General features: G+C 63.3%; 28 protein-coding genes, 1 pseudogene and 1 other annotated feature. Of the genes and pseudogenes, 18 read left to right on the forward strand and 11 right to left on the reverse strand.

Annotated features, from left to right (window positions below; all coding sequences use genetic code 11):
- Positions 1-798: 798 nt before the first annotated feature.
- From RCI06_RS10500 to RCI06_RS10520, 5 genes are all read right to left on the reverse strand, one after another.
- A complete protein-coding gene (locus RCI06_RS10500; RefSeq protein WP_288235133.1) occupies positions 799-2,019 on the reverse strand; it encodes a homocysteine S-methyltransferase family protein in 1,221 nt (406 codons plus the stop codon).
- A gap of 13 nt (positions 2,020-2,032) precedes the next feature.
- Positions 2,033-3,727 carry an arginine--tRNA ligase gene (gene argS / locus RCI06_RS10505; RefSeq protein ID WP_302550114.1) on the reverse strand — a complete coding sequence of 565 codons (1,695 nt, stop codon included), beginning with the start codon at positions 3,725-3,727 and terminating at the stop codon, positions 2,033-2,035.
- A 116-nt stretch (positions 3,728-3,843) separates the two neighbouring features.
- Positions 3,844-4,269, reverse strand: coding sequence for a DUF1934 domain-containing protein (locus tag RCI06_RS10510; protein WP_242970803.1), 426 nt, complete (start codon positions 4,267-4,269; stop codon positions 3,844-3,846).
- Positions 4,270-4,290: 21 nt separating this feature from the next.
- On the reverse strand, positions 4,291-5,103 hold the full coding sequence (gene murI, locus RCI06_RS10515; RefSeq protein WP_101548803.1) for a glutamate racemase: 813 nt from the start codon (positions 5,101-5,103) through the stop codon (positions 4,291-4,293).
- Between the two features lie 36 nt (positions 5,104-5,139).
- Positions 5,140-6,201: a D-alanine--D-alanine ligase family protein gene (locus tag RCI06_RS10520; RefSeq protein ID WP_306576028.1), complete on the reverse strand. Its 1,062-nt coding sequence runs from the start codon at positions 6,199-6,201 to the stop codon at positions 5,140-5,142.
- Positions 6,202-6,414: 213 nt separating this feature from the next.
- On the opposite strand from RCI06_RS10520, the gene RCI06_RS10525 reads away from it, so the two are divergent.
- The gene (locus RCI06_RS10525) at positions 6,415-7,353 is read left to right on the forward strand and encodes an AEC family transporter (protein ID WP_306576030.1); all 939 of its coding nucleotides are present in this window, start codon (positions 6,415-6,417) and stop codon (positions 7,351-7,353) included.
- A 157-nt stretch (positions 7,354-7,510) separates the two neighbouring features.
- On the opposite strand, the gene RCI06_RS10530 is transcribed toward RCI06_RS10525, so the two are convergent.
- Entirely contained in the window at positions 7,511-7,777 is a 267-nt protein-coding gene (locus RCI06_RS10530; RefSeq protein WP_306576032.1) for a hypothetical protein, read from the reverse strand.
- A gap of 214 nt (positions 7,778-7,991) precedes the next feature.
- Between RCI06_RS10530 and RCI06_RS10535 the strand changes: the two genes are divergently transcribed.
- From RCI06_RS10535 to rplA, 6 genes are all read left to right on the forward strand, one after another.
- Positions 7,992-8,255 carry a DUF6809 family protein gene (locus tag RCI06_RS10535; RefSeq protein WP_186895867.1) on the forward strand — a complete coding sequence of 88 codons (264 nt, stop codon included), beginning with the start codon at positions 7,992-7,994 and terminating at the stop codon, positions 8,253-8,255.
- 154 nt (positions 8,256-8,409) lie between these two features.
- Positions 8,410-8,559: a 50S ribosomal protein L33 gene (gene rpmG, locus RCI06_RS10540; RefSeq protein WP_006876590.1), complete on the forward strand. Its 150-nt coding sequence runs from the start codon at positions 8,410-8,412 to the stop codon at positions 8,557-8,559.
- Positions 8,560-8,580: 21 nt separating this feature from the next.
- A complete protein-coding gene (gene secE / locus RCI06_RS10545) occupies positions 8,581-8,808 on the forward strand; it encodes a preprotein translocase subunit SecE (protein ID WP_101548816.1) in 228 nt (75 codons plus the stop codon).
- Positions 8,809-8,852: 44 nt separating this feature from the next.
- The gene (nusG, locus tag RCI06_RS10550) at positions 8,853-9,377 is read left to right on the forward strand and encodes a transcription termination/antitermination protein NusG (RefSeq protein ID WP_101548818.1); all 525 of its coding nucleotides are present in this window, start codon (positions 8,853-8,855) and stop codon (positions 9,375-9,377) included.
- A gap of 115 nt (positions 9,378-9,492) precedes the next feature.
- On the forward strand, positions 9,493-9,918 hold the full coding sequence (gene rplK / locus RCI06_RS10555; protein ID WP_101548820.1) for a 50S ribosomal protein L11: 426 nt from the start codon (positions 9,493-9,495) through the stop codon (positions 9,916-9,918).
- Positions 9,919-9,974: 56 nt separating this feature from the next.
- Positions 9,975-10,667, forward strand: a complete 693-nt coding sequence (rplA, locus tag RCI06_RS10560) for a 50S ribosomal protein L1 (protein WP_101548822.1) — start codon at positions 9,975-9,977, stop codon at positions 10,665-10,667.
- Positions 10,668-10,722: 55 nt separating this feature from the next.
- On the opposite strand, the gene RCI06_RS10565 is transcribed toward rplA, so the two are convergent.
- Positions 10,723-11,220, reverse strand: coding sequence for a hypothetical protein (locus tag RCI06_RS10565; protein WP_306576036.1), 498 nt, complete (start codon positions 11,218-11,220; stop codon positions 10,723-10,725).
- A 112-nt stretch (positions 11,221-11,332) separates the two neighbouring features.
- Positions 11,333-11,487 (forward strand) — a sequence feature (ribosomal protein L10 leader region).
- Between the two features lie 18 nt (positions 11,488-11,505).
- Here RCI06_RS10565 and rplJ point away from each other — a divergent pair.
- Together rplJ and rplL are read left to right on the forward strand one after the other, a co-directional pair.
- Positions 11,506-12,009: pseudogene (gene rplJ / locus RCI06_RS10570) on the forward strand (50S ribosomal protein L10); the annotation flags it as partial.
- Between the two features lie 159 nt (positions 12,010-12,168).
- Positions 12,169-12,546: a 50S ribosomal protein L7/L12 gene (gene rplL / locus RCI06_RS10575; protein ID WP_101548828.1), complete on the forward strand. Its 378-nt coding sequence runs from the start codon at positions 12,169-12,171 to the stop codon at positions 12,544-12,546.
- Positions 12,547-12,595: 49 nt separating this feature from the next.
- Here the strand turns inward: rplL and RCI06_RS10580 are convergent, their stop codons facing one another.
- The 4 genes from RCI06_RS10580 to RCI06_RS10595 all read right to left on the reverse strand — a co-directional run bounded on the left by RCI06_RS10580 (position 12,596) and on the right by RCI06_RS10595 (position 16,330).
- Entirely contained in the window at positions 12,596-13,225 is a 630-nt protein-coding gene (locus RCI06_RS10580; RefSeq protein ID WP_276873879.1) for an L-2-amino-thiazoline-4-carboxylic acid hydrolase, read from the reverse strand.
- Positions 13,215-13,445 carry an AbrB/MazE/SpoVT family DNA-binding domain-containing protein gene (locus RCI06_RS10585; protein WP_101548832.1) on the reverse strand — a complete coding sequence of 77 codons (231 nt, stop codon included), beginning with the start codon at positions 13,443-13,445 and terminating at the stop codon, positions 13,215-13,217. Before RCI06_RS10585 ends, RCI06_RS10580 begins: the two co-directional genes overlap by 11 nt.
- A gap of 141 nt (positions 13,446-13,586) precedes the next feature.
- The gene (locus RCI06_RS10590) at positions 13,587-14,630 is read right to left on the reverse strand and encodes a DUF4349 domain-containing protein (protein WP_306576038.1); all 1,044 of its coding nucleotides are present in this window, start codon (positions 14,628-14,630) and stop codon (positions 13,587-13,589) included.
- 149 nt (positions 14,631-14,779) lie between these two features.
- Complete coding sequence (locus RCI06_RS10595; RefSeq protein WP_288234629.1) at positions 14,780-16,330, reverse strand: D-alanyl-D-alanine carboxypeptidase family protein; 1,551 nt, start codon at positions 16,328-16,330, stop codon at positions 14,780-14,782.
- Between the two features lie 238 nt (positions 16,331-16,568).
- On the opposite strand from RCI06_RS10595, the gene RCI06_RS10600 reads away from it, so the two are divergent.
- From RCI06_RS10600 to rpiB, 9 genes are all read left to right on the forward strand, one after another.
- Complete coding sequence (locus RCI06_RS10600) at positions 16,569-17,864, forward strand: O-acetylhomoserine aminocarboxypropyltransferase/cysteine synthase family protein (protein ID WP_101548838.1); 1,296 nt, start codon at positions 16,569-16,571, stop codon at positions 17,862-17,864.
- A gap of 25 nt (positions 17,865-17,889) precedes the next feature.
- Positions 17,890-18,564 (forward strand): metallophosphoesterase, encoded by a 675-nt coding sequence (locus RCI06_RS10605; RefSeq protein ID WP_306576040.1) that lies wholly within the window; start codon positions 17,890-17,892, stop codon positions 18,562-18,564.
- An 89-nt stretch (positions 18,565-18,653) separates the two neighbouring features.
- Positions 18,654-19,658, forward strand: a complete 1,005-nt coding sequence (locus tag RCI06_RS10610; RefSeq protein ID WP_306576042.1) for a LacI family DNA-binding transcriptional regulator — start codon at positions 18,654-18,656, stop codon at positions 19,656-19,658.
- Positions 19,659-19,906: 248 nt separating this feature from the next.
- On the forward strand, positions 19,907-20,935 hold the full coding sequence (gene alsB / locus RCI06_RS10615) for a D-allose transporter substrate-binding protein (RefSeq protein ID WP_306576043.1): 1,029 nt from the start codon (positions 19,907-19,909) through the stop codon (positions 20,933-20,935).
- 158 nt (positions 20,936-21,093) lie between these two features.
- Positions 21,094-22,620, forward strand: a complete 1,527-nt coding sequence (locus RCI06_RS10620; RefSeq protein WP_101548843.1) for a sugar ABC transporter ATP-binding protein — start codon at positions 21,094-21,096, stop codon at positions 22,618-22,620.
- 17 nt (positions 22,621-22,637) lie between these two features.
- Positions 22,638-23,612, forward strand: a complete 975-nt coding sequence (gene alsC, locus RCI06_RS10625) for a D-allose ABC transporter permease (RefSeq protein WP_242970804.1) — start codon at positions 22,638-22,640, stop codon at positions 23,610-23,612.
- Between the two features lie 82 nt (positions 23,613-23,694).
- Positions 23,695-24,378: a D-allulose 6-phosphate 3-epimerase gene (alsE, locus tag RCI06_RS10630; RefSeq protein ID WP_306576045.1), complete on the forward strand. Its 684-nt coding sequence runs from the start codon at positions 23,695-23,697 to the stop codon at positions 24,376-24,378.
- 15 nt (positions 24,379-24,393) lie between these two features.
- Positions 24,394-25,326: an allose kinase gene (alsK, locus tag RCI06_RS10635; protein ID WP_101548849.1), complete on the forward strand. Its 933-nt coding sequence runs from the start codon at positions 24,394-24,396 to the stop codon at positions 25,324-25,326.
- 74 nt (positions 25,327-25,400) lie between these two features.
- On the forward strand, positions 25,401-25,862 hold the full coding sequence (gene rpiB, locus RCI06_RS10640) for a ribose 5-phosphate isomerase B (RefSeq protein WP_276874592.1): 462 nt from the start codon (positions 25,401-25,403) through the stop codon (positions 25,860-25,862).
- Positions 25,863-26,218 lie beyond the last annotated feature (356 nt).

Below are 26,218 nucleotides of genomic sequence, written 5' to 3' on the forward strand. Positions count from 1 at the left end.
AGGGCCACAGGCCCCCTTTGGATTCCCCGTAGGGAGTCGCCATGCGACCCGGCCCGAAGGGCCGGAATCCTGAGAGGATGCCTTCGGCGGATACCCGGAGCGCGCTACGCGCGACGGCCGCTCGCGGGCGCTCCGCCCCGCGACCCCGGCTTGAGTCCGCTGCGCGGACCCGGCCCTACGAGCCGGAACTCTAAGCGGAATCTCCGGGAGTACCTTGCCATAACCCGCAGACTACCGCCGCTCCCCACGGGTACACCAGCTGAAGGCTCAATTCAGGTTGCGGGCGCTCCCAACGACCGAAGCCGGATAGCTCGGGGAGACCCACCCAGCGGAAAACAACGCCCGTATCGGGCGTTCGCGCGCTCTGAGCGCGTGCGTGGCGTAGCCGCGCAGTTTTCCGCCTTCCCGTGGGCGCTGCGCGCCATGCAAAAGCGGACGTGCCTCCCCGGGAGCACTTCCGGTACGGTTCCGGAGACTCTCCGGCAGAGGCATTGCGCCCGCGGCGCGGCGGCCGGCGGGATGCTATGGGCTCGTCCGCTGATCCGTGACAGGGCGCCGCCGACTTTGGCCGCAGGCCAACCGGAGGCAGCGTGGGGGTCGCAGGGGCGAAGCCCCTCGTGCCCTTCTTTGGTTCCTTTCTTGGGCAAGCAAGAAAGGAACTCGCTGTCGGTCGACTACCGACAAGCTCCGCCGCTCCCTGAGCGGCAAATCTAAGCCCGCTGTCGGTCGACTACCGACAAGCTCCGCCGCTCCCTGAGCGGCAAATCCAAAACCGTCTTGGGGCGAAGCCCCGAAAAATCACATCACAATTGCCCCGTAACGGGCGGCGACCTCCTCGAGGTCCTCCTTTTCGATCTCGCAGGAGGTGGAGACGACGATGGCCTTGCCGTTGTAGTGGAGCAGGGCGCTGTCGAGCGCCTCGAGCGCCTCCGACTCAAAGGCGACGGGCATGTCGACCATGTGCGCGTTGAGGGAAAAACGGTAGCCGTCGTCGGGGGTATCGAGATGGATGAGCACCGCGTCGCAGCTGTCGTGTGAAACCTCCAGAAGCGTATCCGCCATATCCACCTCGCAGGTGAGCGGCTCGGAGTATTCGAGGTCGTCGTCGAGGTAGTAGACCTCCCGGCCGGCGGCGAGGATGTCGTAATCGGCGGGCGCGACCTTCACGCGGTCGACGTCGAAGGCGTCCACCATGTGGCGGAGCGCGGCGACGTATTCCGGATCGGTGCCGCAGCAGCCGCCGATGATCGAAACGCCCCGCCGCATGAGGCGGGCGCACTTGTCGGCGAACTGCACGGGAGAGAGCGGGGGATTGCTCGCGTTGGGCTTGGCGATGAGGGGGATTTTCGCATAGGGCGCGATCCGTTCAAAGAGGGGCACCATGTCGTCCGGCCCCTCCGAGCAGTTGAGCCCGAAGGCCGACAGCCCCAAATCCTGAAGCACGACCAGCGCGGCGAGCACGTCGTCCCCCCACATCGTGCGCCCCTCGGCGTCGACCGTCATCGTCAAAAAGAGCGGAAGCCCCGTCTGCCGTGCGGCAAGCACGGCCGCGCGGCATTCGGAGAGGGAGCTCATCGTCTCGATGGCCAGCAGGTCGGCGCCCGCGTCCGCGAGCGCCTGGGCCTGTTCGGCGTAGATGCCGATCAGGTGGACGAATTCCGTCTCGCCGAACGGCTCGCACATCAGCCCGGTGGTGGACATGTCCCCCGCGACGAGCGTCCCGCGCCCGGCGAGCGCCTCACGGACGGTGCGAACGAGGGCGGCGTTCAGCTCCGCCACCTGCTCGCTCAGTCCGTACATCCGCAGGTTGCCCGCGTTCGCCAGGAAGGTGGGGGCGTAGACCACGTCGCTGCCCGCGTCGGCATAGCCGCGCACGACGGAGGCGACCGTCTCCGGGTGTTCCAGCGCCCACTGCTCGACGCAGACGCCGGCGGGCATCCCCGCCTTCATGAACTCGGTGCCCGTCGCGCCGTCGAGCAGCAGCGGCAGGCGTAATCGACTTCGGCCGTTGTCTTCCATCTTTCGGTTCCTCCTACATGCTTTCGGGGAAGGTGATTTTCAACAAATTTAATACGTTGCGTATAACTGTCCGCGCCGCGAGGCAGAGGTTGAGGCGCGCCTGCATGAGCGGCTCGGCCTCCCCCTTGACGCGGCAGACGGTATAGTACTTGTGGAAGAGCGTCGCGACGTCGACCGCGTATTTGGTGAGGCGCGCGGGGTCGTAGCTCCTGGCCGCGTCGACGATCTCCTGCGGAAAGCGCGCGAGCGCGCGGATGAGCTCGGCCTCCTCGGAGGTGTTCAGCGCGGAGAGCTCCTTCTGGGAGCAGGCGCGTGGGGAAACGCCCTCCTCGGCGAGCTTTTTGAGCAGCGAGCAGATGCGCGCGTGCGCGTACTGCACATAGTAGACGGGGTTCTGCATCGACTGCTCGACCGCCAGCCCGAGGTCGAAATCGACCATCGAGTTGGGCTCGCGCAGGTTGAAGAGGAAGCGCGCCGCGTCGACCGGCACCTCGTCGATAAGGTCGGTCAGCGAGATCGCCTTGCCGGTGCGCTTGGACATCTTGACCGGCTGGCCGTCCTGCATGAGCCGCACGAACTGCATGAGCACGATGTCCAGTTTGGAGCCGTCGAGCCCGATGGCGTCCATTGCGCCCTTGAGGCGGGCCACATGGCCGTGGTGGTCGGCGCCCCACACGTTGATGACCCGCTGGAAGCCGCGCACCGCGAACTTGTTGTAGTGGTAGGCGATGTCCGCCGCGAAGTAGGTGGGGAAGCCGTTGGCGCGCACGAGCACCTCGTCCTTCTCGCCGCCGTTTTCGGTGGCGCGGTACCAGAGCGCGCCCTCCTTCTCGTAGGTCATGCCGCGTTCGGTGAGCTTTTGTATCGCCTCGTCGATCGCGCCGTGGTGCAGCTCGCTCTCGTGGAACCACACGTCGTAGACGATGCGGTACCGTTCGAGGTCTGCCTTCAGCTTTTCGATGTTTTTGGGCAGCGCGTAGTCGACGAGCGCCCGCCGGCGCTCCTCCGCCGGCGCGTCGAGGTACTTGTCCCCGTTTTGGTTCGCGAATTCCTTCGCGCGCTCGCGGACGTCGTCCCCGTGGTAGCCGTCCTCGGGGAAGGGGACCGCCTCCTCGCCCCGGTAAAGCTGGAGGTAGCGGGCCTCGAGGGAGAGCCCGAATTTTTCGATCTGGTTGCCGGCGTCGTTGACGTAGAACTCGCGGGTCACGTCGTAGCCCGCCCAGTCAAGCGCGGCCGCGAGGCAGTCGCCCAGCGCGCCGCCGCGCGCGTTGCCCATGTGCATGGGACCGGTGGGGTTGGCGGAGACGAACTCGACCTGGACCTTTTCCCCGCGCCCGAAGCCGGTGCGGCCGAAGGAATCCCCCTCGCGCAGCACCGCCGCGACCACGTCCGCGAACCACGCGTCCTTGAGGAAGAAGTTGATGAAGCCCGGGCCGGCGATCTCCGTCCGGTCAAAGGGGCTGCCCGAGAGGTCGAGGTGCTGGCAGATCGCCTCGGCGATCTTGCGGGGCGCGCTTTTGAAGGGGCGCGCGCAGGCCATCGCGATGTTGGAGGCGAAGTCGCCGTGGGAGGTGTCCGCGGGGATCTCGACGACGAAGTCGGGCAGCTCGTTCGAGGCGGGCAGCGCCCCCGCCTCGACGGCCCTTTCGAGCGCGGCGTCGAGCAGTTGCGCGACCGACTGTTTGGTTTCGGCGATCGGGTTGGTCATGCTGTCACACATCCTGTACATTCATATTTTTTGCCGGCCCGCCGCCCGGGGGAGCCCTGTTCGGAACGCTCCCATGCGGCCGGCGGCCGGCCCTCAAGGTCTGAAAGGTCCCTTTGCTACGCCTGTTCGCGCACGTTGATATAGACGGCGTTTTCGCTGGCAAGCAGGGTGTTGACGTCGAGCGAGTAGGCGAATTCGAGCCTGCCGCCGTGGTCGCCGAGCTCGGAGACGACGCGGTCGCCCGAAACGCCGATCATCATGGGGCCGTAGCCGGTGTCGTAGTGGCACTGGTGGCGCACGCCCCGCTCGACGATGAGCTGGCTTTTGGCGGTGCCGGTGCGCAGCAGGGTGACCTTGTCGCTCTGCTCGACCTTGAGCACCGTGTGGGTGCCGTCGAAGCCGGTGGCCTCCGATTCGTCGTAGGCGATATAGTAGTTGCCGTTGCGCTTATAATAGGAGCCGGTCGTAAAGAGCTCGATTTCGTCCTCGTCGCCCTCCTGCTTATAAACGCCTTTGATTTCGATTAGAACATCCTTTTTCATCCGTAACATCCTTTGTGTACGCTAAAGCGTATCCAGATCAATCTGCGTGACGTCCCCCTTGACGTCGCCGCCCAAAAACAGGCCGGCGATTTCGGAGAACCCGTCGGGGGAGTCGCTCACATAAAATTCGGTGCCGCCGCCTCCCGGCCCGGCGAGCAGGTCCTCCCGGGCGAGATAGCCCTGCGCCCAGCGCGCGACCTGCTTGCCGGCGTCGATGAGGGTGACGCGGGAGCCGAGCGCCCGGTCGATGATATCGTAGATGAGCGGGTAGTGGGTGCAGCCGAGGATGAGGGTGTCGACCCGCTCGTCGATCATGGGCTTGAGGTAGATTTCCGCGACCTTCGCGGTGATCTCGTTGTCCGGCTGGATAAAGCCGTTTTCCACCAGCGGCACGAAGAGGGGGCAGGCGTTGCCGAAGGTGCGCGCGTCGGGGTTGATCGTGCGGATGGCGCGCCCATAGGCGCCCGAACGCACCGTCGCGGTGGTGCCGATCACGCCGATGCGGCCGTTGACGGTGGCGGCGCAGGCCGCCTGCGCGGCGGGGACGACGACCCCCGAGAAGGGCACGCCCGCCTCGGCGGAAAGCTCGGGCGTGAGGGCCGAGCTGACGGTGCCGCAGGCCGCGATGACCAGCTTGACCTCGTGCCGTTTGAGGAAGCGGATGTCCTGCATCGCATATTTCCGGATCGTCTCACGGCTGCGGTTCCCGTAGGGGACCCGCCCGGTGTCGCCGAAATAGACGATCCGTTCGTCCGGCAGCAGCTTGCGCAGCTCCCGGACGGTCGTGAGGCCGCCCAGCCCCGAATCAAAGACGCCGATCGCACGGTTGTCCATACCGCTCACCTCTTTCTTGCTGAATGGTTCGTTCGATTATTTTTCCAGCGCGAGCCGGATGAGCCGGTCGATCAGCTCGGGATAGGGGACGCCCGCCGCCTCGAAGAGCTTGGGGTACATGGAGATCGAGGTGAAGCCGGGCAGCGTGTTGATCTCGTTGAGGATGATCCCGCCGTCCCGCTCCGCGAAGAAATCGACACGCGCCAGCCCGGTGCAGCCCATCGCAGCGAACGCCCGCACGGCGGCCGTGCGGATCGCCTCGCTCGTCTCCTTCGGGATGCGCGCGGGGATGAAAAGGTCGGTGGAATCGTCGAGATATTTGCCCTCGTAGTCGTAAAATTCGTGGTGGGGGACGATCTCCCCGACGACCGCCGCGGCCGCGTCGGTGTAGTTGCCGAGCACGGCGCATTCGACCTCCGCGCCCACGATCGCCTTTTCCACCACCACCTTGCGGTCGTAGCGGAACGCCTCCTTCAGGGCGGCGAGCAGCCCCGCCCGGTCCTTCGCCTTGCCGACGCCGACCGACGAGCCGGTGTTGGCGGGCTTGACGAACATCGGGTAGCCGAGCTTCTCCCGCAGGGATGGCTCGAGGGAATCGAAGCGGGCGAGCTGCGGACGCACGAGCGCCGCGTAGGGCGCGGTGCGGATGCCAGCGGCCTCGAGCAGGATGTGGGTGACGTCCTTGTCCATGCAGGTGGAGGAGGCCAGCACCCCGCAGCCCACATAGGGGATGCCCGCCATCTCGAAAAGCCCCTGGATGGTGCCGTCCTCGGCGTGCTCGCCGTGCATGACGGGGAAGATCACGTCGACAGGGACGTTTTCCGGCCCGCCGGGGGCCTGGCGCAGCAGTCCGCCGCAGGAGCGGTCGGGGGAGATGACCGCCGGGGTGACGGGGCCGTTTTCGAGCCACCGGTCCGCCTCAAGGTCGTCGACCGACCCGCCGTATTCATACCAGCGCCCGTCCTTGGTGATGCCGACCATGACCACGTCGTAGCGGTCGCGCGGAATGTTGCGCAGCACCGACGCCGCCGAGCGCAGGGAGACTTCGTATTCGCTGGAGACCGAGCCGAAAACCACGGCCACTGTTTTTTTGCCCAAAGAAAACCCCTCACATCCAGATATAGAAATATTCATAATAATTCAATCTATATTCTAGCACAAACGCCGATAGTACGCAATGAGGTAACCTGTCGGTATTTTGGCGGGAAGCGGGGGCGCGCTTATCCAAAATCACAAGGCGCACGGGATTTCTTGACTTTCCGCCCGCACACGGCTAAGATTGTACTATTGACAGAATGGAGGAGGGATTGTGTGGAAAGCCTGCAAATGGCCATGAACGTCGTCGTGCCGATGTTCCTGATGCTCGCGCTGGGCTGCCTGCTGCGCAGGATCGGCATGTTCGACCAGCACACGCTCGACAAGATGAACGACGTCTGTTTTAAAGTATTCATGGCGCCGCTTCTCTACTATAACATCTACACGGCGCGCACCCCCATTGGCGAAAGCGGGCGGATGCTGCTTTTCGCCGTGGTGAGCGAGCTGCTCCTGTTCACCGCGCTGTGGATCATCACGGTGGTGATCGAGAAGGAAAACCCCCGCCGCGCCGCGCTGCTTCAGGGGCTTTTCCGCACCAACGCGGTGCTCTTCTGCACGGCGATCGGCACCTCGATCCTCGGGGAGGGCAACATCGGCCCGATCTCGCTGCTCGTGTCGGTGGTGGTGCCGCTCTACAACGTGCTGACGGTCATTGAGCTGGAGATCTTCCGCGGCGGAAAGATCAAGCCGGGCAAAATCGCGCTCGGCGTGCTCAAAAACCCCTATATCGTCGCGGCGATCCTCGGCTACCTGACGGTCGCGCTGCGCATCCAGCTCCCCGTCCCGGTGGTGACCTCCCTGCGGGACATCACCCGGTGCTCCACGCCGGTGGCGCTCATGGTGCTGGGCGGGCTCTTCAATTTCGGCGCGGTGCGCGGCAACCTGCGCAACATCATCGTGGGCGTGGCGGGCCGGCTGGTGATCGTGCCCGCGATCATGCTGCCGATCACGATCTGGATGGGCTTCCGCGGCGTCGAGCTGGTGGGGCTGATGGGCATGTTTGTCGCGCCGACGGCGGTGGCCTCCTTCAACATGGCCCACGCGATGGACGCGGACTACGACCTCGCGGGGCACCTCGTGGTGTTCGGCACGATGTTCTCGGTCGTGACGATCTTCTTCTGGGTCTTCGGCCTGGGTTATCTGGGCTTTATCTAAGACGGGAAGCGTCGGCCCAGGCGGGCCGCGGCCCGCGAAACAAAGTTTTCGCCCGCCTTTTTCAAAAGGCGGCGGGTGAGAAAAGGCCCCGCGTTCCGGAAGGAACGCGGGGCCTTTTCGAGGGCGGAGCCCTGAGCCCGGGCCCGCAGGCCCTGCTTCAGGCGATTTTTTCGGTTCCTTTTTTCAAGAAAAAGAGGAACAAAAGAGGCGCCCGTTTCGCGGGCGCCTGCACATATATGTTGACAAAGGAAAGATATCCCATTAATAATAAAAACAGACAGGAGCGCGTTTCGTCGGACGGTTCTTCCGCCTTCCGCTGCCGGGCAGCCCGGCAGGGAGGAGGTGGTGCGCGGATGGAGTACATAATCATCTTTGCGATGCTTATGCTGTTCATCATCGTGGCAATAAAAAAGTAACCGTCCACCCTTCCAAAAGTTGACGGTTACTTTTGATCGATCAACCGGCGGAATAACCGTTTAACGGTTACGCCTCCTGTCTGCTTTTATTATATGCGAAAAGTGGGAAAAGTCAAGTTCCATAGTGCGAGATAGGATTCTCGCACCACAATTTTGTAGTAGAAGCAACAACTCCATCAAGAAATGCGTTATGATATCCCCAAAGGGGGAATTTCAATGTCAATGATCACTGCGTTGTACACGGGAGAGTTTCATTTGGAGAGCCGGGACATGCGCGAGGTGCCTGGGTGGCAGGAGGCGGCGAGCAGCCTCTGCGCGCGTTACGACGCGCTTCACGCCATGCTGGACGCGGGCCAGAAAGAGCGGCTGGACGCGCTGATGGCCGCGAAGGCGGACATCTTCGCGATCGAGCAGCAGGACGCGTTCCGGGAGGGGTTCTGCCTCGGGGCGCGGCTGATGCTTGAGATCCGCGCCGAAAAGGGCTGAAATCATGTAAAAAAACGGAATTCGGGGCTTGACTGGACAGGCCCGTTGTGGTATGATGAGTACACCTCTAAAAGGGTTATTTTTTTTGTCCAAAAACAACCTGTTTCCTTTTCGAGGGAGGCAAAAAAATCCGGTATTATCAGGAGGTGCCGAAATGAGAGTGAAAATTACTCTGGCCTGCACGGAGTGCAAACAGCGCAACTACAACAAGATGAAAAACAAGAAGAACGATCCCGACAGACTTGAGATGAACAAGTACTGCAAGTTCTGCCGGAAGCACACCCTGCACAGGGAAACGAAGTGAGGATGAAAGGCGGGTCTAACGATGGCAGATAGCGCAGCGCAGAAAAAACCCGGCTTCATCGACAGGGTGAAACGCTTTTTCAGGGATATCAAAGGCGAGGTCAAAAAGATCGTCTGGCCCAGCAAGAAACAGGTCATCAACAATACGGTGATCGTCGTTATCATGGTCGTGATCTCCGCGATCGTCGTCGCCTGCTTCGACACCGTCGCAACCCTGCTGATCCATCTCTTTACCAGCCTGCTCGGATGACGGCGGTAAGGATGCTGGTGTTAAAATGATCGGGAGGTGGATGCATGGCGGACTCTGATATGAGATGGTATGTGGTGCACACCTATTCCGGTTATGAGAACAAGGTTGCCACGAACATTGAAAAAGCGGTGGAAAACAGGAAGCTCCAGGACCTGATCGGCGAGGTGAAGGTTCCCACCGAAATGGTCACGGAGATCAAGGACAACAAAAAACGCGAAGTCGAACGCAAAATTTTTCCGGGTTACGTGCTCGTGAAAATGATCATGACCGACGACAGCTGGTATGTCGTGCGCAATATCCGCGGCGTCACCGGGTTCGTCGGGCCGGGCAGCAAGCCCGTCCCCCTGACGGAGGAAGAGGTGCAGCGGCTGGGCGTCGAGCAGCGCAACATTGAGGTCAATTTTGCGGTGGGCGATTCGGTCCGGGTGAGCGACGGTTATCTCGAGGGCTTCATCGGCACGGTCGACGAGATCGACCTGCAGAACGCCCTTGTGCGCGTCACCGTTTCGATGATGGGCAAGGACGTGCCCGTCGAACTCGAAATCGACCAGATCGAACCCTTGAATTAATCTTTTTTGAGAGGTGCCGGTGCGATTCCGGCGATATGAGCCGGCGTGAGCCGGCTTGTGGGAGGGACGTTCCTGCGTCCCGAAATGAACCACTAATTTTGGAGGTGCTTTTTAAATGGCTCAGAAGATAGTCGGCTATATCAAGCTGCAGATCCCGGCAGGCAAGGCAACGCCCGCCCCGCCGGTCGGCCCGGCGCTCGGCCAGCACGGCGTCAACATCATGGCCTTCACCAAGGATTTCAACGAGCGTACCAAGAACGAAGCGGGTATGATTATCCCGGTCGTCATCACTGTGTATGCCGACCGTTCCTTTAGCTTTATCACCAAAACGCCGCCTGCGGCCGTTTTGATCAAAAAGGCGATCAACCTGCAGAGCGGTTCCGGCGTGCCCAACAAGACCAAGGTCGGCACGATCACCAAGGAACAGCTCAGGAAGATCGCGGAGCTGAAAATGCCCGACCTCAACGCTGCGAATGTCGAAACGGCGATCAGCATGATCGCGGGCACCTGCCGCAGCATGGGCGTCGAAGTCGCAGACTAAGCTCCCGGGTGGGAGGAAAAATCCGTTAATGACCACTCTAAGGAGGAAATGTTCAGATGAAACACGGTAAGAAATATACAGACAGCGCAAAGCTGGTCGACAGCCAGAAGCTGTACGACACGGCCGAGGCGCTTGATCTCTGCACGAAAACCGGCAAGGCGAAATTCGACGAGACCGTCGAGGTCCATGTCCGTCTGGGCGTCGACAGCCGCCATGCCGACCAGCAGGTCCGCGGCGCGGTCGTGCTCCCCAACGGCACCGGCAAAAAGGTCCGCGTGGCCGTCTTCTGCAAGGCCGACAAGGCCCAGGCCGCGCTCGACGCGGGCGCCGATATCGTCGGCGCGGAGGACCTGATGGAGCGCATCCAGAAGGAAGGCTTCATGGAGTTCGACGTCGTGATCGCCTCGCCCGACATGATGGGCATCGTCGGCCGCCTCGGTAAGATCCTCGGCCCCCGCGGCCTTATGCCGAACCCGAAGGCCGGCACCGTCACCCCCGACGTCGGCAAGGCCGTCCAGGAGGCCAAGGCCGGTAAGATCGAGTACCGCCTCGACAAGACCAACATCATCCACTGCCCGATCGGCAAGGTCTCCTTCGGCGTGGAGAAGCTGCAGGAGAACTTCGACACCCTGCTCGGCGCGATCGTGAAAGCGAAGCCCGCCGCCGCCAAGGGCCAGTATGTCAAGTCCTGCGTGGTCGCTTCCACGATGGGCCCCGGCATCAAGATCAACCCCGGCCGCTTTGTCTGATTGCTGAAAATAAAAAGCTCCCCGCTTTCGCGGGGAGCTTTTTTGCGGGAGTCCGTCACGGCCTGCGGCCGCTCTGGCGGCGCGTCTCGTCGCGCCACGCGTCGTAAAGCCCGCAGGTCAGCCGCGCGTATTCGCGGCTTTTGGCCGGGACGGTCAGGTAGACCGCGAGCAGGAGCGTGTAGGCGCAGCTGACGCTCTCAATCGCCAGCACCACGTAGAAGAGCGGCGCCAGCGGAACGCCGAGCGAAAGCACGGGCAGGGCGTTCTTCAGGATGTCCGCCAGGGAGACGGCGGCGAGCGCGTAGAGCAGGAAGGCGAGCTTCCACGGGCCGCGGTAGAGGGCCAGGGCGACGATGCCGGGCACCAGCGCGCCCAGTGCGAGCCCGGCGACCAGCGGCAGCAGCGCGGTCCCCGAGACGGCGAAGAGGTTGAAGGCCTTGAGGAGCATCATCAGGAAGAACATCCCCCACAAAAGCGCCCTTTTGCGCTTCTGGAAGGCCTCCAGCCCGGGGTTTTCCTCAAAGGCGCGCCGCTGCTGTTCCCGCAGATCCATGAAAATCTCCTCCGTCCGGTGCGTTTTTTCATCCCATCCATCATACCAGAAAAATTTCCCGCCCGCAACGGGCAAAGGGCGCATCAGGGCTTGACAGGCTGGCAAAAATATGATAGACTTACAAAGCTGTCCGAAGACAGCAGGTGTCATTACGACATAAAAGGCTCCGGCCTTGCCTGCCGAGGAAAGGCGTAATCCCCTCGCGGTGACGCGCGGGTTTGAATGCTCTTTTCGCGGTATGGCGAAAAGGGCTTTTTTTGATGAATCAGTTGGAGGTGAATGAATTTGCCAAGCGAGAAAATTCTCCAGCAGAAACAAGAGGCGGTCGCCGCGCTGACGGAAAAGCTGAAAAATGCTGCCGCGGGCGTGCTGGTCGACTACAAGGGGATCAATGTCGCCGACGATACCAAGCTCCGTAAGGAACTGAGGGAAGCCGGCGTCGAGTACGCGGTCGTCAAGAACACGCTGCTCCGCTTCGCGGCAAAGGAGGTCGGTTACGACGCACTGGATTCGGTGCTTGAAGGAACCACCGCCCTGGCCCTGAGCGACGGCGATCAGGTCGTCGCGGCCAAGATCCTGACCAAGTATGCGGAGGACAGCAAGGGAAAGTTTGTTGTCAAGGCCGGCTTTGTTGACGGCGGCGTGATCGACGCCGCGAAGGTCGCGGAACTCGGCAAGCTCCCGAACAGGGAAGCGCTGCTTTCGATGCTGTGCAGCGCGCTGCAGGGCAACCTGCGCGGTCTGGCCGTCGCGCTCAACGCGATCGCCGAGAAGAGCGGCGAGGCCGCTCCCGCCGAGGAAGCCGCCCCTGCCGAAGAGGCTGCCGCTCCCGCCGAGGCCGCTCCCGCGGCCGAGGAACCCGCCCCCACGGCCGAGGAGGCCGCTCCCGCCGCCGAATGAGCGGTTTACGACGTTCCACTGAAATGAAACTTATAGGAGGTATTTATTATGGCTTCTGAGAAAATTCTGAAGTTTGTAGAAGATGTCAAAGGCCTCACCGTCCTTGAGCTCAACGAGCTGGTCAAGGCGATCGAGGAAGAGTTCGGCGTTTCCGCCGCCGCTCCGGTGATGGTCGCCGGCGGCGCCGCCGCCGCTGCTCCCGCCGCTGAGGAGAAGAGCGAGTTCGACGTCATCCTGACCAACGCCGGCGCTTCCAAGATGGGCGTCATCAAGCTGGTCAAGGAGATCACCGGCCTGGGCCTCAAAGAGGCGAAGGCCCTGGTCGACGAGGCTCCCAAGCCGGTCAAGGAAGGCGCTTCCAAGGCCGACGCCGAAGACATCAAGAAGAAACTCGAGGATGCCGGCGCGACCGTCGAACTCAAGTAAGTTTCTGCAAAACCGCAAAGAAGAGGCCGTCCGGAAGGACGGCCTCTTTTCATTTGGGGGGAGCCGGGCGGGACGCACCCTTCAGGAAGTGGAAATCGCAGCGGGGGGCGCCGGTCCCCAGCGTGCCGCCGCGCTCAAACCGGATTTTCGGGAGCAGCCCCGAAAAGGAGACGAGGTCGTTTTCGCAGTAGAGCCGGCACAGCTCCGGGCAGCTGTGCAGCCGCGTGAGGTCCCAGTAGATGCACCTGCCGAGGTTGAAGTGGAGCTCCTCCCCGTCGCAGCGGACCCACTCGGTTTCCCAGCCCTCCTCGGGGAAGTTCTTCCTCATGAACGATTTGCAGGCGAAGCGGTAGAGGGTGTAGGCGAAGGGGAGCCCGGCGAGGCGCCGCATCTGCTCCCGCTTGACGCCCGCCGCCCGGCGCGTCTCCTCCCCGGTCAGGTCCAGCGCCTTCTCCCGCGGGATCCCCCGCTCGAGCAGCGTCAGGTAGTAGGCCATGGGCGGGAAGAGCTTTTTCTGGAGGTGTTCCCGGATGGCGGGGCTCCCGCGGTCGTCGGCGCCCTCCAGAAGGTCCCGGTACCGCTCCTGCGTCCGGCTGAATACCTCCGCGCCCTCCGCCCTCCCGAACCTTTGGAGGCAGTCCTCCTCCAGAAAGGAGAGGGTGGTATCTTCAATCCTCATGCTTCCCGGCCTCCTCGATCATCTGGAAGACCTCCTGCGCGTGGGCCTGCAGGACGTCCGCCTTCGTGACGGCGATCCCCCATTTTTCGTCCCCGAGGACGAGCAGGATGTCCCCGGCCTTGATGCCGAAGAGCTCTCGCGCCTCCTTCGGGATGATGATCTGGCCCCGCTCGCCCACCTTGACCGTGCCGAAAATGTGATGCCCCTTCGGAATTTCCATAAGCGCCTCCGTAACCATATAAATATGAAATTCATACTAATATGAATTATAGCGCGTTCCCGATAAAAGTCAAGCGGATGCCCGAAAAAACAGCGGCCCCGCTTTCGCGGGGCCGCTGTTTCCATAAATTTTTCAAACGGGTCATTCCTGCGGCTTCTCATTCTCCGGCGCGGGGGAACCCTGCGCCGCAGGGGCTGCGGGCTGCTTGGGAGCCCTTTTCCCGCGGCGCTTTTTGGCGGCGCGCAAAATGGCGCGGACGGCCAGCAGGATCGCGAGGATGATCACGGCCCAGAGGATCAGCAGGGGACCGGCCTCGACGACGAAGAGCAGGAGCCCCTGCACCGACGCGACAAGGTGGTTGCCGGCGCGCGTCGCGGCGGCGGAGAGCTTTTCACCGAAGGTCTTGGGCTTGGCGGCCGTCTCTTGGTACTCGACGACCTCGCGCAGGTCCATGTTGAGGTAGGAGTAGGTCACCTGCGAATCCATCCGCTTGAGTTGGGCGGTGAGGGATTCGATCTGGTAGCGCACGTCGGAAAGCGCGGTCTGGAGCTGGACGACGTCCTCGAGCTTCTCCGCCTTGGAGAGGATCTCGAGCAGCGACGCCTCCTGCTGCCGCAGGGAATCGAGGCGCGCCTGCGCGTCGAAGTAGCTGTCGGTGATGTCGTCCATATTCTCGCTGCGGGAGACGATATTGCAGAGTCCCCCGACGCCGGCGACCACCTCGTCGAGCTTTTCGGCGGGCACCCGCGCGGTGACCGACGCGCTGCGCTCGTAGTAGCTGCCGCGGTAGCTGAGGCTCCGGCCGTCGACGCTCTGGCTCTCCACATAGCCGCCGGCCCCGCTGACGAGCTCCGAAATCTGCGCGAGCGCCCGCTCGAACTCCATTGTTTCGAGGGAGAGGTAGCTGTGCTTGACGATCTTGCGGCCGGCGAGCGCCTCGTCGGATACCTGCGCGCTCGGTTCGGGCGCTTCGGCCGGGGCCTCCGCCGCGAGCGACTGCATCTGGAAGCCGCCCATATCGGCGGCCGCGTCCTCCGCGTATCCGCCGTATGCGGCGGAGTCCGCCATGGCGGGGGACGGCGTCGCGGCGGCGGTTTTGGGGTACGACGACGCGCCGCAGGCGCTCAGCAGGAGGGAGAGTGCGGCGAGGACGGCAAAAAGCGGGACCCAATGGCTTCGTTTCATTTTTTTGACCTCCCAATTCATCATGTCGGGATATTCCACGCCCCGGCGGGCGGCTTGTGCACGGCCGTTTCAATCAAAAGGTGCGGCGGAAATCCCGTTTTACTGCATGAAAAACGGGATGCCGCGAGGCATCCCGTTTCAAATCCGATTTACCGCTTCTGCTGGGGCGGGCGGCGGCGCTTGGCCTGGTAGCGGCGCTTGTTGTGGTTGCGCACGATCATCAGGGCGATATAGAGGACGATCACGATGATGACGAAGATGAGGATGAACTTGAAGATGAAGTTGCCGAAGAAGGCCTTCACCTTTTCCAGGTAGACGAGCGCGACGCTCGCCTCGACCGTTTCGCCCGCGACAAGCGGCACGCTGCCGACCTCCTCGCCCATGAGCATCAGCTTGACGCGGCCGACCTCCTGCCCCTTTTCGACGGGCGCGTCGATGAAGAGCTCGGTCTTGCCCTTCTGGCCCTTCACCGGGCGCTCGATCGCCTTGTAGATCTCGACCTGCGGCTCGATGTCGCTGCCGGTCACGTCCTTGGGCACGAGGGTGGCGAACTTGTCCGCCGCGAAGAGCTTGATATAGTCGGTGTCCCACGAGAGCCGCACGTTGACCCCCGCGACCTCCTCGCCCACGCTCATGAGCGTCTTGACGCGGAAGCTGTCGAACGCCCAGTCGTAGAGGCGCGCGGTGTCGCGGAAGGCGAGGTTGTTGGCGTAGATTTCGCCGTCGGGGCTGCGGTAGGGCGCGCCCAGACAGACGGCGAGGTAGGTGTAGCCGTCCCGCGTCGCCGTGGAGACGAAGTTGACGACCCCCTGCCCCGGCTCGGGCAGGGTGCCCGTCTTGATGCCGCGCAGGCCCTCGTAGTAGTAGCCGTCGGTGTCGGCGGCGTTGATCATCTTATTGGTGGAGATCCAGGTGATGCCGCTCTCGGGGCCGCCGGTCGGGTAGGCGGTGTAGACCCGGGTGTTGGCGATCTCCATGTAGTCCTCGTTCTGCATCGCGTACTGGGCGATGAGGGCCATGTCATAGGCGGTGGTGTAGTTCTCCTCCCCCTCGATGTAGAGGCCGGTGGGGTTGGAGAAGTGGGTGTTTTTCGCGCCGATCTCCTTGGCCTTCTGGTTCATCATCACGCAGAAGTCCTCGATGCTGCCGTTGCCGACATAGTCGGCCAGCATCATCGCGGCGGCGTTGACCGACTGGGTGAGGGAGCCGTAGAGCAGGTCGCGCAGCGTGAACTGCACCCCCTGGTAGATGCCGCCGTCGCCCGCCTGAAGATTATAGAGATAGTTCTGGATATAGGTCTTGAGCTCGGTGGTCTCGTTGTCGAGGTCGTGGTCGCTCTCGAGCACGACGAGCGCGGTCATGATCTTGGTCAGCGAGGCGGGCTGGATGCGCTCCATCTCGTTGCGGTTGTAGACCGGCTCGCCCGAGTCGACGTTGAGCAGGTAGATGCCCTGCGACTGGTAGAGCTCCTCGTCGGGGGGCACGTAGGGGGAGAGGGAGGCGTCCGGTGAGGCGCTCCCGGCGCCGCCGGACGCGCCGTCCGGAGAGCCGGAGGAGTCCGGCTCCGACGAGGAATTCCCCGATGAGGCTTCCGACGAGCCGGCGGAGGCGCCGTCGTCCTTCGGAGCCGCCAAAAGCGGCGTGGCCAGCATGGTACAGGCGATCGTCATCGCCAGGAGGAATGCGCACCATCTTTTCATTTCAGCTTCCGTTTCCCCGCTGCCGGAGCGGTATCACAAAAGCCGGCTGCTTTGCGGCAGGATTCAAGCAGCGGCGTCAGATCAAATGTGGATTGCCGATTGCGCCCGGTGGCAAATTGTGATAAAATGAACCCGATACATTTTACTAGAATAGCCAATATCTACCCACAGTATACCAAAAGTTCCGACAAAAGAAAAGACAAATTTCGAGGAATTTTGCAGCACGGGAGGAATTGAGATGCTGGATTACGCGGATAAAAATTACGGCTTCGACACGCTGATGGTGCACGCGGGCACCCAGCCCGACCCCGAGACCCATTCGGTGGCGCTGCCCATCTACCAGACGACCGCCTACACCTTCGACAGCACCGAGCACGCGGCGCGGCTCTTTGAGCTCAAGGAGCCGGGCAACATCTACACCCGCCTGAGCAATCCCACCGTCGACGCGCTCGAGCGCCGGGTGGCCGCGCTCGACGGCGGCATCGGCGCGCTCGCCTTCGCGTCGGGGCACGCGGCGATGGTCCACACCTTTTTGAACCTCGCGGGCGCGGGGGACGAGATCGTCTCCTCCATCTGCATCTACGGCGGCGCGATCAACATGATGGGCGTCACCCTCGGGCGGATCGGCGTCAAGGTGAAATTCGTCGACCCGGGCGACCTCGGCGCCTGGGAGGCGGCCGTCACCGACCGCACCAAGGCGTTCTTCGTCGAGGCGATCGGCAACCCCAACGCGAACGTGGCGGACATCGAGGCGATCGCGGCGATCGCCCACCGGCACGGCGTCCCGATGATCGTCGATTCGACCTTCACCACCCCCTACCTGCTGCGCCCCATCGACTACGGCGCGGACTACGTCGTTCACTCCGCCACCAAGTTCCTTGGCGGCCACGGCACCGCCATGTGCGGCATCGTGACCGACGCGGGCACCTTCGACTTCAACGGCAATCCCCGCTTCCCGCTCTACACCGAGCCGGACGTCAGCTACCACGGGGTCGTCTTCGCCAAGGACTGCGGCAATGCGGGCTTCCTCTCCCGGCTGCGCGCCATGATGCTGCGCGACCTCGGCGGCTGCTGCGCGCCGCTGAGCGCCTTCCTCATCATGCAGGGCATCGAGACCCTCTCGCTGCGCATGAGGCACATCTCCGAGAGCGCCCTCGCGATCGCCGAACACCTCGAAAGCCACCCCGACGTGGCGTTCGTCAACTATCCGGGTCTCAAGTCCAGCCCCTATTACCCGCTTGTGCGGAAATACCTGCCGAAGGGCGCGGGCGGCGTCTTCACCTTCGGGCTCAAGGGGGGCCGCGAGCGGGGCGCGAAGCTCATCGACTCGCTCGAACTCATCCTGCACGTCACCAATGTCGGCGATTCCCGCACCCTCATCAGCCACCCGGCCTCCACCACCCACAGCCAGCTCTCCGACGAGCAGCTCGCCGAGAGCGGCATCACGCCGGAGACCGTCCGCCTGTCGGTGGGGCTGGAGGACCCGGCGGACCTGATCGCCGATCTCGACCGGGCCATCGCGGCCGCGAAATAACCGCCATCCACGGGGGAAACGATCTATGATTTATGTGACGGGAGATGTCCACGCCGACCTCGGCCGCTTCAAGGGAAGGGCCGCCAAAAAGCTCAAAAAGGGCGACACGCTGATCGTCTGCGGCGATTTCGGCTTTGTGTGGGACGGCTCCAAGAAGGAACAGCGGGTGCTCAAATGGCTGGGCAAGCGCCGCTACAGCGTCCTCTTCGTCGAGGGCACCCACGACAACCTCGACCTGCTCGCGGGCTACCCGGTCGTCGACTTCTGCGGCGGGAAGGCGCGGCAGATCAGCGGCAAATGCCACCAGCTGCTCCGCGGCGAGATCTACACGATCGAAAGCGACGAGGTCTTCACCTTCGGGGGCGGGGAGAGCTCCGATTCGGACGCGCGCGTCCCCGGCGCGAGCTGGTGGCCGGGCGAGCTGCCCGACCCGGAGGAGCTTGCGCACGCGCGGGAGAACCTGGCGGCCCGCGGCAACGTCGTCGACTACATCATCACCCATTCGGCCTCCAACACGGTCAACGGGTTCCTCAACATGGACCGCGACCACGTGAACCAGCTGGAGGCGTTCCTCGACGAGGTCTCCCAGACGGTGCGCTACAAGCACTGGTTCTTCGGGAGCATCCACCTCGACAAGGTCATCCCGCCGATGTACCACGCCGTCTACCAGGAGATTCTGCCCCTCAAGGGGATGAAATAGCGAAAGCCGCGGGGGACTTGCAAAACGCCCGCACAGCGCGTATACTGTTCGGAAATGAGCGTTTCCGGCGCGGATCGGGAGGGACAGGTGTGGAAAAAGCCAAAAGCATCAAGGAGATCGCCCAGCTGGCCGGCGTTTCGACCGCAACGGTCTCCCGTGTCATCAACCAGAACGGGCGGTTCTCCAAGGAGACGGAGGAGCGGGTGCTCCGGGTCATCCGGCAGAACGACTACACCCCGAACATGAGCGCCAAGGGGCTGCGCACCAGCCGCACGCGCGTCATCGGCGTGGTGGTGCCGGACATCACCAACCCGCATTTCGCCAACGTGGTGCTCCACCTTGAGATGGAGTTCACCCGGCGGGGCTACTCCTGCCTGATCTGCAACACCAACGAATCCTCCTCGCTGGAAAAGAAGCACATCCGGTCGCTGACCGCCCAGAACGTCAGCGGGATCGTGCTGATCTCCAGCACCCGCAACTACACCGAGCTGGACAGCCTGCCGGTGGTCTACGTCGACCGCCCCTCCCGCAGCGAAAAGGAGCGCGGGGAGGGCGTGATGATCGAGTCGGACAACACCCAGGGGGGCTATCTCGCCACGCGGGAGCTGCTGGGCGCGGGCTGCCGGCACATCCTCATCCTTAAATGCCTCGGCAACGACTCCAACCAGCTCGCCCGGTACAGGGGCTTCCAGCGGGCGATCGGGGAGGCGGGCGTGGAGGAGGAAGAGGCCCTGCGCATCAACCTCGACGCCGTCTCGATCGACGGCGCGCGCAAGGCGGTCGCCGACCTGCTCGACGGCGGGGTGGCGTTCGACGCCGTCATGTCCACCACTGACACGATGGCCGCGGGAGCGGTCATCGCGCTGCGCGAGCACGGGCTTTCGGTGCCGCGCGACGTTTTGGTGACCGGGTTCGACGACTGCCAGCTCGCCGAGGCGTGCGGCCCCGGGCTCACGAGCGTGCACCAGGACGTGGCGGAGATGTCGCGGCTGGCCACCGAGCTGCTCTTCCAGATGATGCGCGGGGAGCGCCCCGAGCGCAGCCACTACCGGCTGCCCGTGACGCTGACGGTGCGGAATTCCACCCGCCGGTGACGGGAAAAAGGTGATCAAACGGGCGCCGCCTTTGGGCGGCGCCCGTTTTTTGTTACGCTTTTGTAATCAATCCGGGTAATTTGCACAAGATGAGCAAACGATTACCCATCAAATCGATGAAATTGATTCCACGCGGTTGACATTCAACTGGCGAAATATTATATTTGGGATGCAGTGAGAAAACGATTACCCGTTTTCGACACTTTCCGCCCCGACCGGGACGGGACAACATGTTAGGAGGAAATTCAATGAAAAAGATCATCGCGATTCTTTTGGCTATGGCAATCGGTCTGAGCCTGGCGGCCTGCGGGTCCACCCCCGCCCAGCCTTCCCAGCCCGCGGCTGAGGCTTCGAGCACCGACGCGGCTCCCGCCGAGAGCGCCCCGGCCGCCGAGGGCAAGGCGGAATACGCCGTTGTCCTGAAGGTTCTCTCCAGCCAGTTCTGGCAGACCATGCGCGACGGCATCCAGGCCGAGGCCGACAAGATGGGCATCAAGGTCGACATCTACGCCGCCAACACCGAGGACGACGTCGAGGGACAGGTCACTCTGCTCGAGAACGCCATCTCCACCGGCTACAAGGCGATCGGCGTGGCTCCGATCTCCGACGTGAACCTGAACAACGCGATTGCTGACGCGACCTCCAAGGGCATCAAGATCGTCGACATCGACGAGAAGGTCAATATGGACGCGCTCGCCGAGCTGGGCGGCGCCTGCTACGCCTATGTCGCCACCGACAACGTCGCGGTCGGCAAACTCGGCGCGGAATACCTGATCGAGCAGATCGGCGGCGCCGGCGAAGTCGCCATCGTCGAGGGCAAGGCCGGCGCGGTTTCCGGTGAGAACCGCCGCGACGGCGCGAAGGCCGCCTTTGAAGCCGCGGGCCTCACGATCGTTGAGAGCCAGCCGGCCGACTGGGACCGCACCAAGGCGTATGACGTCGCCACCAACTACATCACCGCGCATCCCGACCTCAAGGCGATCTACTGCTGCAACGACACCATGGCGATGGGCGTGCAGGAGGCTGTCGAGGCTTCCGGCAAGGACATCAAGGTCTGCGGCACCGACGGCAACGACGATGCGATCCAGTCCGTCGCGGACGGCAAGCTGACCGCCACCGTCGCGCAGGACCCCGCCGCCGTCGGCGCGAAGGGCCTGCAGCTGATGGTCGAGGCCGTTGAGAACGACGCGGCGATGGAAATCGGCGCCGAGGTCCCGGTCTACGGCATCGACGCGATCCTCATCACCAGCGAGAACGCCTCCGAGTATATCAAGTAATCACCCGACGCAGACGCGCCGCCGCCGCCCCGCAGGGGGCGGCGCTGCGTCAGGCGCTGCGAGTGGCAGGCACCGCGCCCCGGCGGGGCGCCTGCCCAGCTGACCGCGTCTGGCGGCGGTGCCGGAAATGATCATCTCTTTGAAAGGGGAGGGCGCGATTGGAACCCATCATCCAAATGAAAGAAATCACCAAACGCTTTCCTGGCGTGGTGGCGCTGGACCGCATCAACTTTGACGTGCGCCCCGGCGAGGTGCATGTCCTGCTGGGAGAGAACGGCGCCGGGAAATCGACCCTGATGAAGGTGCTCAGCGGCGCCTACAGGCCGGACGGTGGGACCATCGTGCTGGAGGGCAAGGAGTATTCCCACCTCACGCCGCACCTGTCCGCCGAGGGCGGCATCAGCATCATCTACCAGGAGCTGAGCGTGGTCAACTGGCTGGATATCCGCGAAAACATCTTCATGGGCCGCCTGCCGATGAAGCACGCGGGCCCGCTGGCCGTGGTCGACTACGCCGAAATGAACGCGCGCACCGAGGAACTGCTCAAAAAGGTCAACCTCACGAACCGCAAGCCGACCACCAGCGTGGGCGACCTGAGCATCAGTGAAAAGCAGATGGTCGAGATCGCCAAGTCGGTTGCCTTTAACGCGAAGGTCATCGTCATGGACGAACCGACCTCCTCGCTGACCGAGGAGGAGGTCCAGAAGCTCTTCGTCATCATCCGCCAGCTCAAGGAAGAGGGCAAGGGCGTGGTGTTCATCTCCCACAAGCTCTCCGAGATCGCCGAAATCGGCGACCGCATCACGATCATGAAGGACGGCGGCTATGTGGGCACCTACCAGGTGGCCGACCTCACCACCGACGACATGGTCCGGCTGATGGTCGGACGCGAGATCAAGGGCACCTACCAGCACAAGCCGGAGGAGCACTACGAATTCGGCGACGTGATGTTCGAATGCAAAAACCTCACCCGCAAGGACGGCAGGGCGAAGGACATCTCCTTCAGCCTGCGCCGGGGCGAGATCCTCGGGTTCTCGGGGCTCGTCGGCGCGGGGCGCAGCGAGACGATGTGCGCCATCTACGGCGCCGCGCCCAAGGCCTCGGGCGAAGTGTGGCTCGAAGGCAGGCGGCTCACGATCAAGAATCCCTACCAGGCGCTGCGCCAGGGGATCGGGATGGTGACCGAGAACCGCCGTGAGACGGGCTTTTTCCAGAACTTCAGCAACAAGCGCAACATCTCCATCGCCTACCAGCTCAAGCGCTCCTCCCTCGACGGGATGCTGGGGCTGACCAACAACGCCGAGGAGCAGCGGCTCGCCGAAAAGGAGCGCGCGGACATCCAGATCAAATGCGCCTCCCTCGAGCAGCTCACCTCGCAGCTCTCGGGCGGCAACCAGCAGAAGGTCATCCTCGGCAAATGGATGGCGGCCGGCGTCAAGCTGCTCATCTTCGACGAGCCCACCAAGGGCATCGACGTCGGGACCAAGAGCGAGATTTACAAGCTGATGCGCGGGCTTGCCGACGGAGGAATCGGGGTCATCGTGGTCTCCAGCGAAATGCCGGAGCTGCTCGGCCTCTGCGACCGGATCGCCGTCATGGCGGACGGCAGGATCACAGAAATCTACGAAGTGGCGGACGCGACCGAGGAAAAGCTCGCGAAGGCCGCTACCGGCGAAACTGCATGACACGGGAGGAGAGCAAGTTGAAAACGATCACGAAACGGTCCTTCACCTTCAGCGATTACTGGGATCGCTACAGCACGATCACGATCCTCGCGATCATGGTCGTCGTATTCGGAATCCTGCGGCCCACCACCTTTTTGACGGGCGGCAACCTCGTCAAGGTGATGGAGCAGAGCTCGATCACCATCCTGCTGGGCCTGGGCGAATTCTTTGCCATCCTGCTCGGCGGCATCGACCTGAGCGTCAGCTCGATCATGGCCCTCTCCGGCGCGCTCACCGCGCAGCTGATGGTCAACGCCGGGTTTCACCCGGTCGTCGCCATCCTCGTCGGCGTGCTGCTGTTCGGCGCCTTCATCGGCTTCTTAAACGGCGTGCTCGTCACCGCCACCGGCCTGCCCCCCTTCATCATCACGCTGGGCACCCAGGCCATCCTGCGCAGCCTCGTCTACATCATCACCGACGCGCGCGCCGTCTCCGGCCTGCCGGTGGCTTTCTCCAAGACGATGGGCGGCAAGCTGTTCGGCGTCGTACCGGTTCCCATCCTCGTGGCGCTCATCACCGCGACGGTGCTCACCTTCCTGACGACCAAATGCCAGTGCGGCCGCAACCTCTACGCCCTCGGCGGCAACTCGCAGTCCGCCTGGTACGCCGGCATCACCGTCAAAAAGCACACCATCCTCGCGTTCTCGATCTCGGGCGTCTGCGCGGCGCTGGCCGGCATGGTCAACATCGCCCGCCTCGCCGCCGCCGAGCCCAACGCCGGCACCGGCTACGAGACCTTCGCCATCGAGGCCGTCATCATCGGCGGCGCCTCCTTCTTCGGCGGCGTCGGCAAGATCCCCAAAGTCGTCATCGGCGGCCTGATCATCGGCGTCATCAACAACGGCCTCAACATGGTCGGCGTCTCCAGCTACTACCAGCAGCTGGCGATGGGCTGCCTGCTCATCCTGGCCGTGACCCTCGACCGGTTCTTCGGCGCGAGCAGGAAGAACTGACCGGCGCGCTCCCGATTTTCCCCACTCCCGCCCCGCCCGCCGGGGCGGGGGACCTATAGATTTGTCGGAGGTACTTGTTATCATGAAACCTGAATTTTCCGTGAGCCTGATGTGCATGGATTTCCTGGACATCAAGCATCAGATCGAGGTGCTCGACCAGAAGGCCGACGGCTACCACATCGATATCATGGACGGCCACTACTGCAAGAACATCACCCTCAGTCCCGATTTCATGCGGGCCTGCGCGCGGGTGGCGAAAAAGCCGATGGACGTCCACCTGATGACCACCGCCCCCAACGACTGGATCGACGCCTGCGCCGAAGCGGGCGCGGCGCTCATCAGCCCCCACGCGGAGACGATCAACACCGACTGCTTCCGTACCCTCAACCACATCAGGGACGCGGGCTGCAAGGTGGGCGTCACCCTCAACCCGGCGACCCCGCTCTCTTACTGCAAGCACTACCTCAACCGCATCGACGTGCTCACGCTGATGACGGTGGACGTGGGCTTCGCGGGGCAGCCGTTCATCACCGAGATGCTCGACAAGATCGCCGAGGCCAAGCGCCTGCGGGAGGAAAACGGCTGGCATTACCGGATCATGATCGACGGCTCCTGCAATAAGAAAACCTTCAAGCGGCTTTATGACGCGGGCGCGGAGACCTTTATCCTCGGCACCTCGGGGCTCTTCAGCCTGGACGCGGACCTCGCGGCCGCATATGACAAGATGAAAGGACAGTTTGAGGAAGAAACCGGCGTCAAACTGTGAACGGGAGGCCAGACCATGAACGGATCGGAAGCGTATGTGCTCGGGATTGATATCGGCGGCACGAATATGCGGTTCGGCCTGGTGGACGGGTCGCACCGGCTGTCGGCGTTCGAGCGGCAGAGCACGCGGGACACCTTCCTGGAGGACTGCGACCCCGCGCAGAAGCTGGCCGCGTGCATCCGCGGCTACTGCGGGCGCAACCTCGGCGGAAAGATGCCCAAGGCCGTCTCGATCGGCTTTCCTTCCACCATCAACCGCGCGCGCACCGTCGTGGTGCAGACCCCGAACATCGCCTGTATCCCGGACGATTTCGCCGTCGTCGACGCGCTCGAATCCGCGCTCGGCATCCCGGTCTTCATCAACCGGGACGTCAACTACCTGCTGCTCTTCGACCTCGAGGACCTCGGCGTCACCGCGCAGGACTGCGTGGCGGGCATCTATTTCGGCACCGGCATCGGCAACGCCGTGATGGTCAACGGAAAGATCCTGCTGGGCCGCAACGGCGTCGCCGCGGAGCTCGGGCACCTGCCCGTCTACGGCAACAAGCGGGTGTGCATGTGCGGCAATGTGAGCTGTATGGAGACGGTCGTCTCGGGCATCGCGCTCGAACGGATCCAGGCGCAGCATTTCCCCGGCACCCCGATCAACCAGCTTTTCGCCCGGCACATGGATTCCTGCGTCATGCAGGACTTCCTCGAGGGCATGGGACAGGCGGTCGCGGCGGAGGCCAACCTCTTCGACCCCGACTGCGTCATCCTGGGGGGCGGCCTGCTCCAGATGGAGGGCTTCCCGCGCGGCGCGCTGGAGGAAGCGGTGCACCGCTACGCCCGCAAGCCCTACCCCGAGCGGACGCTCGACCTCCGCTATTCGCGTCCCAACCAGGCCAACGGCCCGGTCGGCGCGGCCATCTACGCCGAAAAGCGGCTGGCGGACCCCAGCTACCTGTAAACGAAACAAAACAGCCCGGGCGGCGCGGTTTTGCGCGGGCCCGGGCTTGTGATTTCAGAATGGAGGAACTCGCCATGAAACTTGCCATTGGAAACGACCACGTCGCGGTCGAAATGAAACGGGAGATCAAGGCCTATCTCGAGGAGAAGGGCATCGAGGTCGTCGACGTCGGCACCAACAGCACCGAGCGGTTCAACTACCCCGTCAGCGGCTACAAGGTCGCGAAGCTGGTGGCCGCGGGCGAGGTCGACGGCGGCGTGCTCATCTGCGGCACCGGCGTGGGCATCTCGCTGGCCGCCAACAAGGTCAAGGGCATCCGCGCCTGCGTGTGCAGCGAGCCCTATTCGGCCAAGCTCTCCAAGCAGCACAACAACTCGAACATCATCGCCTTCGGCGCGCGGGTCATCGGCGTCGAGACCGCGAAGATGATCGTGGACGAGTGGCTGGGCGCCGCCTATGAGGGCGGCCGCCATCAGGTCCGGGTGGACATGATCTCCGAAATCGAGAATACAGGGGAGCTTGCAGCGGCGAAGTGATTTGCCGCTCGGGGAGCGGCGGAGCTTTCCTTAGATTTGCCGCTCGGGAAGCGGCGCAGCTTGTCGGTAGTCGACCGACAGCGAGGTACTTTCTTTGCGTCAAAGAAAGTACCCAAAGAAGGACGCCTAAGGGGGCTCCACCGCCCCCTTAGGGATCCCCTGGAGTACCTTGCCATGACCCGCAGACTACCGTCACTCCCCACAGGTACACCAGCTGTAGGCACAATTCAGGTTGCAGGCGCTCCCAATAGAGAGGAACGACGGGTGCGACTGCATCAGCCTTCGATACGCGGTTGGCTGGACGTGAGCGGTGGGGGGATTCTCAAGGGGGGCGAGCTTTGCGCCCCCATCTTCTT

It is taken from the genome of Anaerotruncus massiliensis (ex Togo et al. 2026), assembly GCF_030825285.1.
In the GTDB taxonomy this organism is placed as follows: Bacteria; Bacillota; Clostridia; order Oscillospirales; family Ruminococcaceae; genus Anaerotruncus; species Anaerotruncus massiliensis.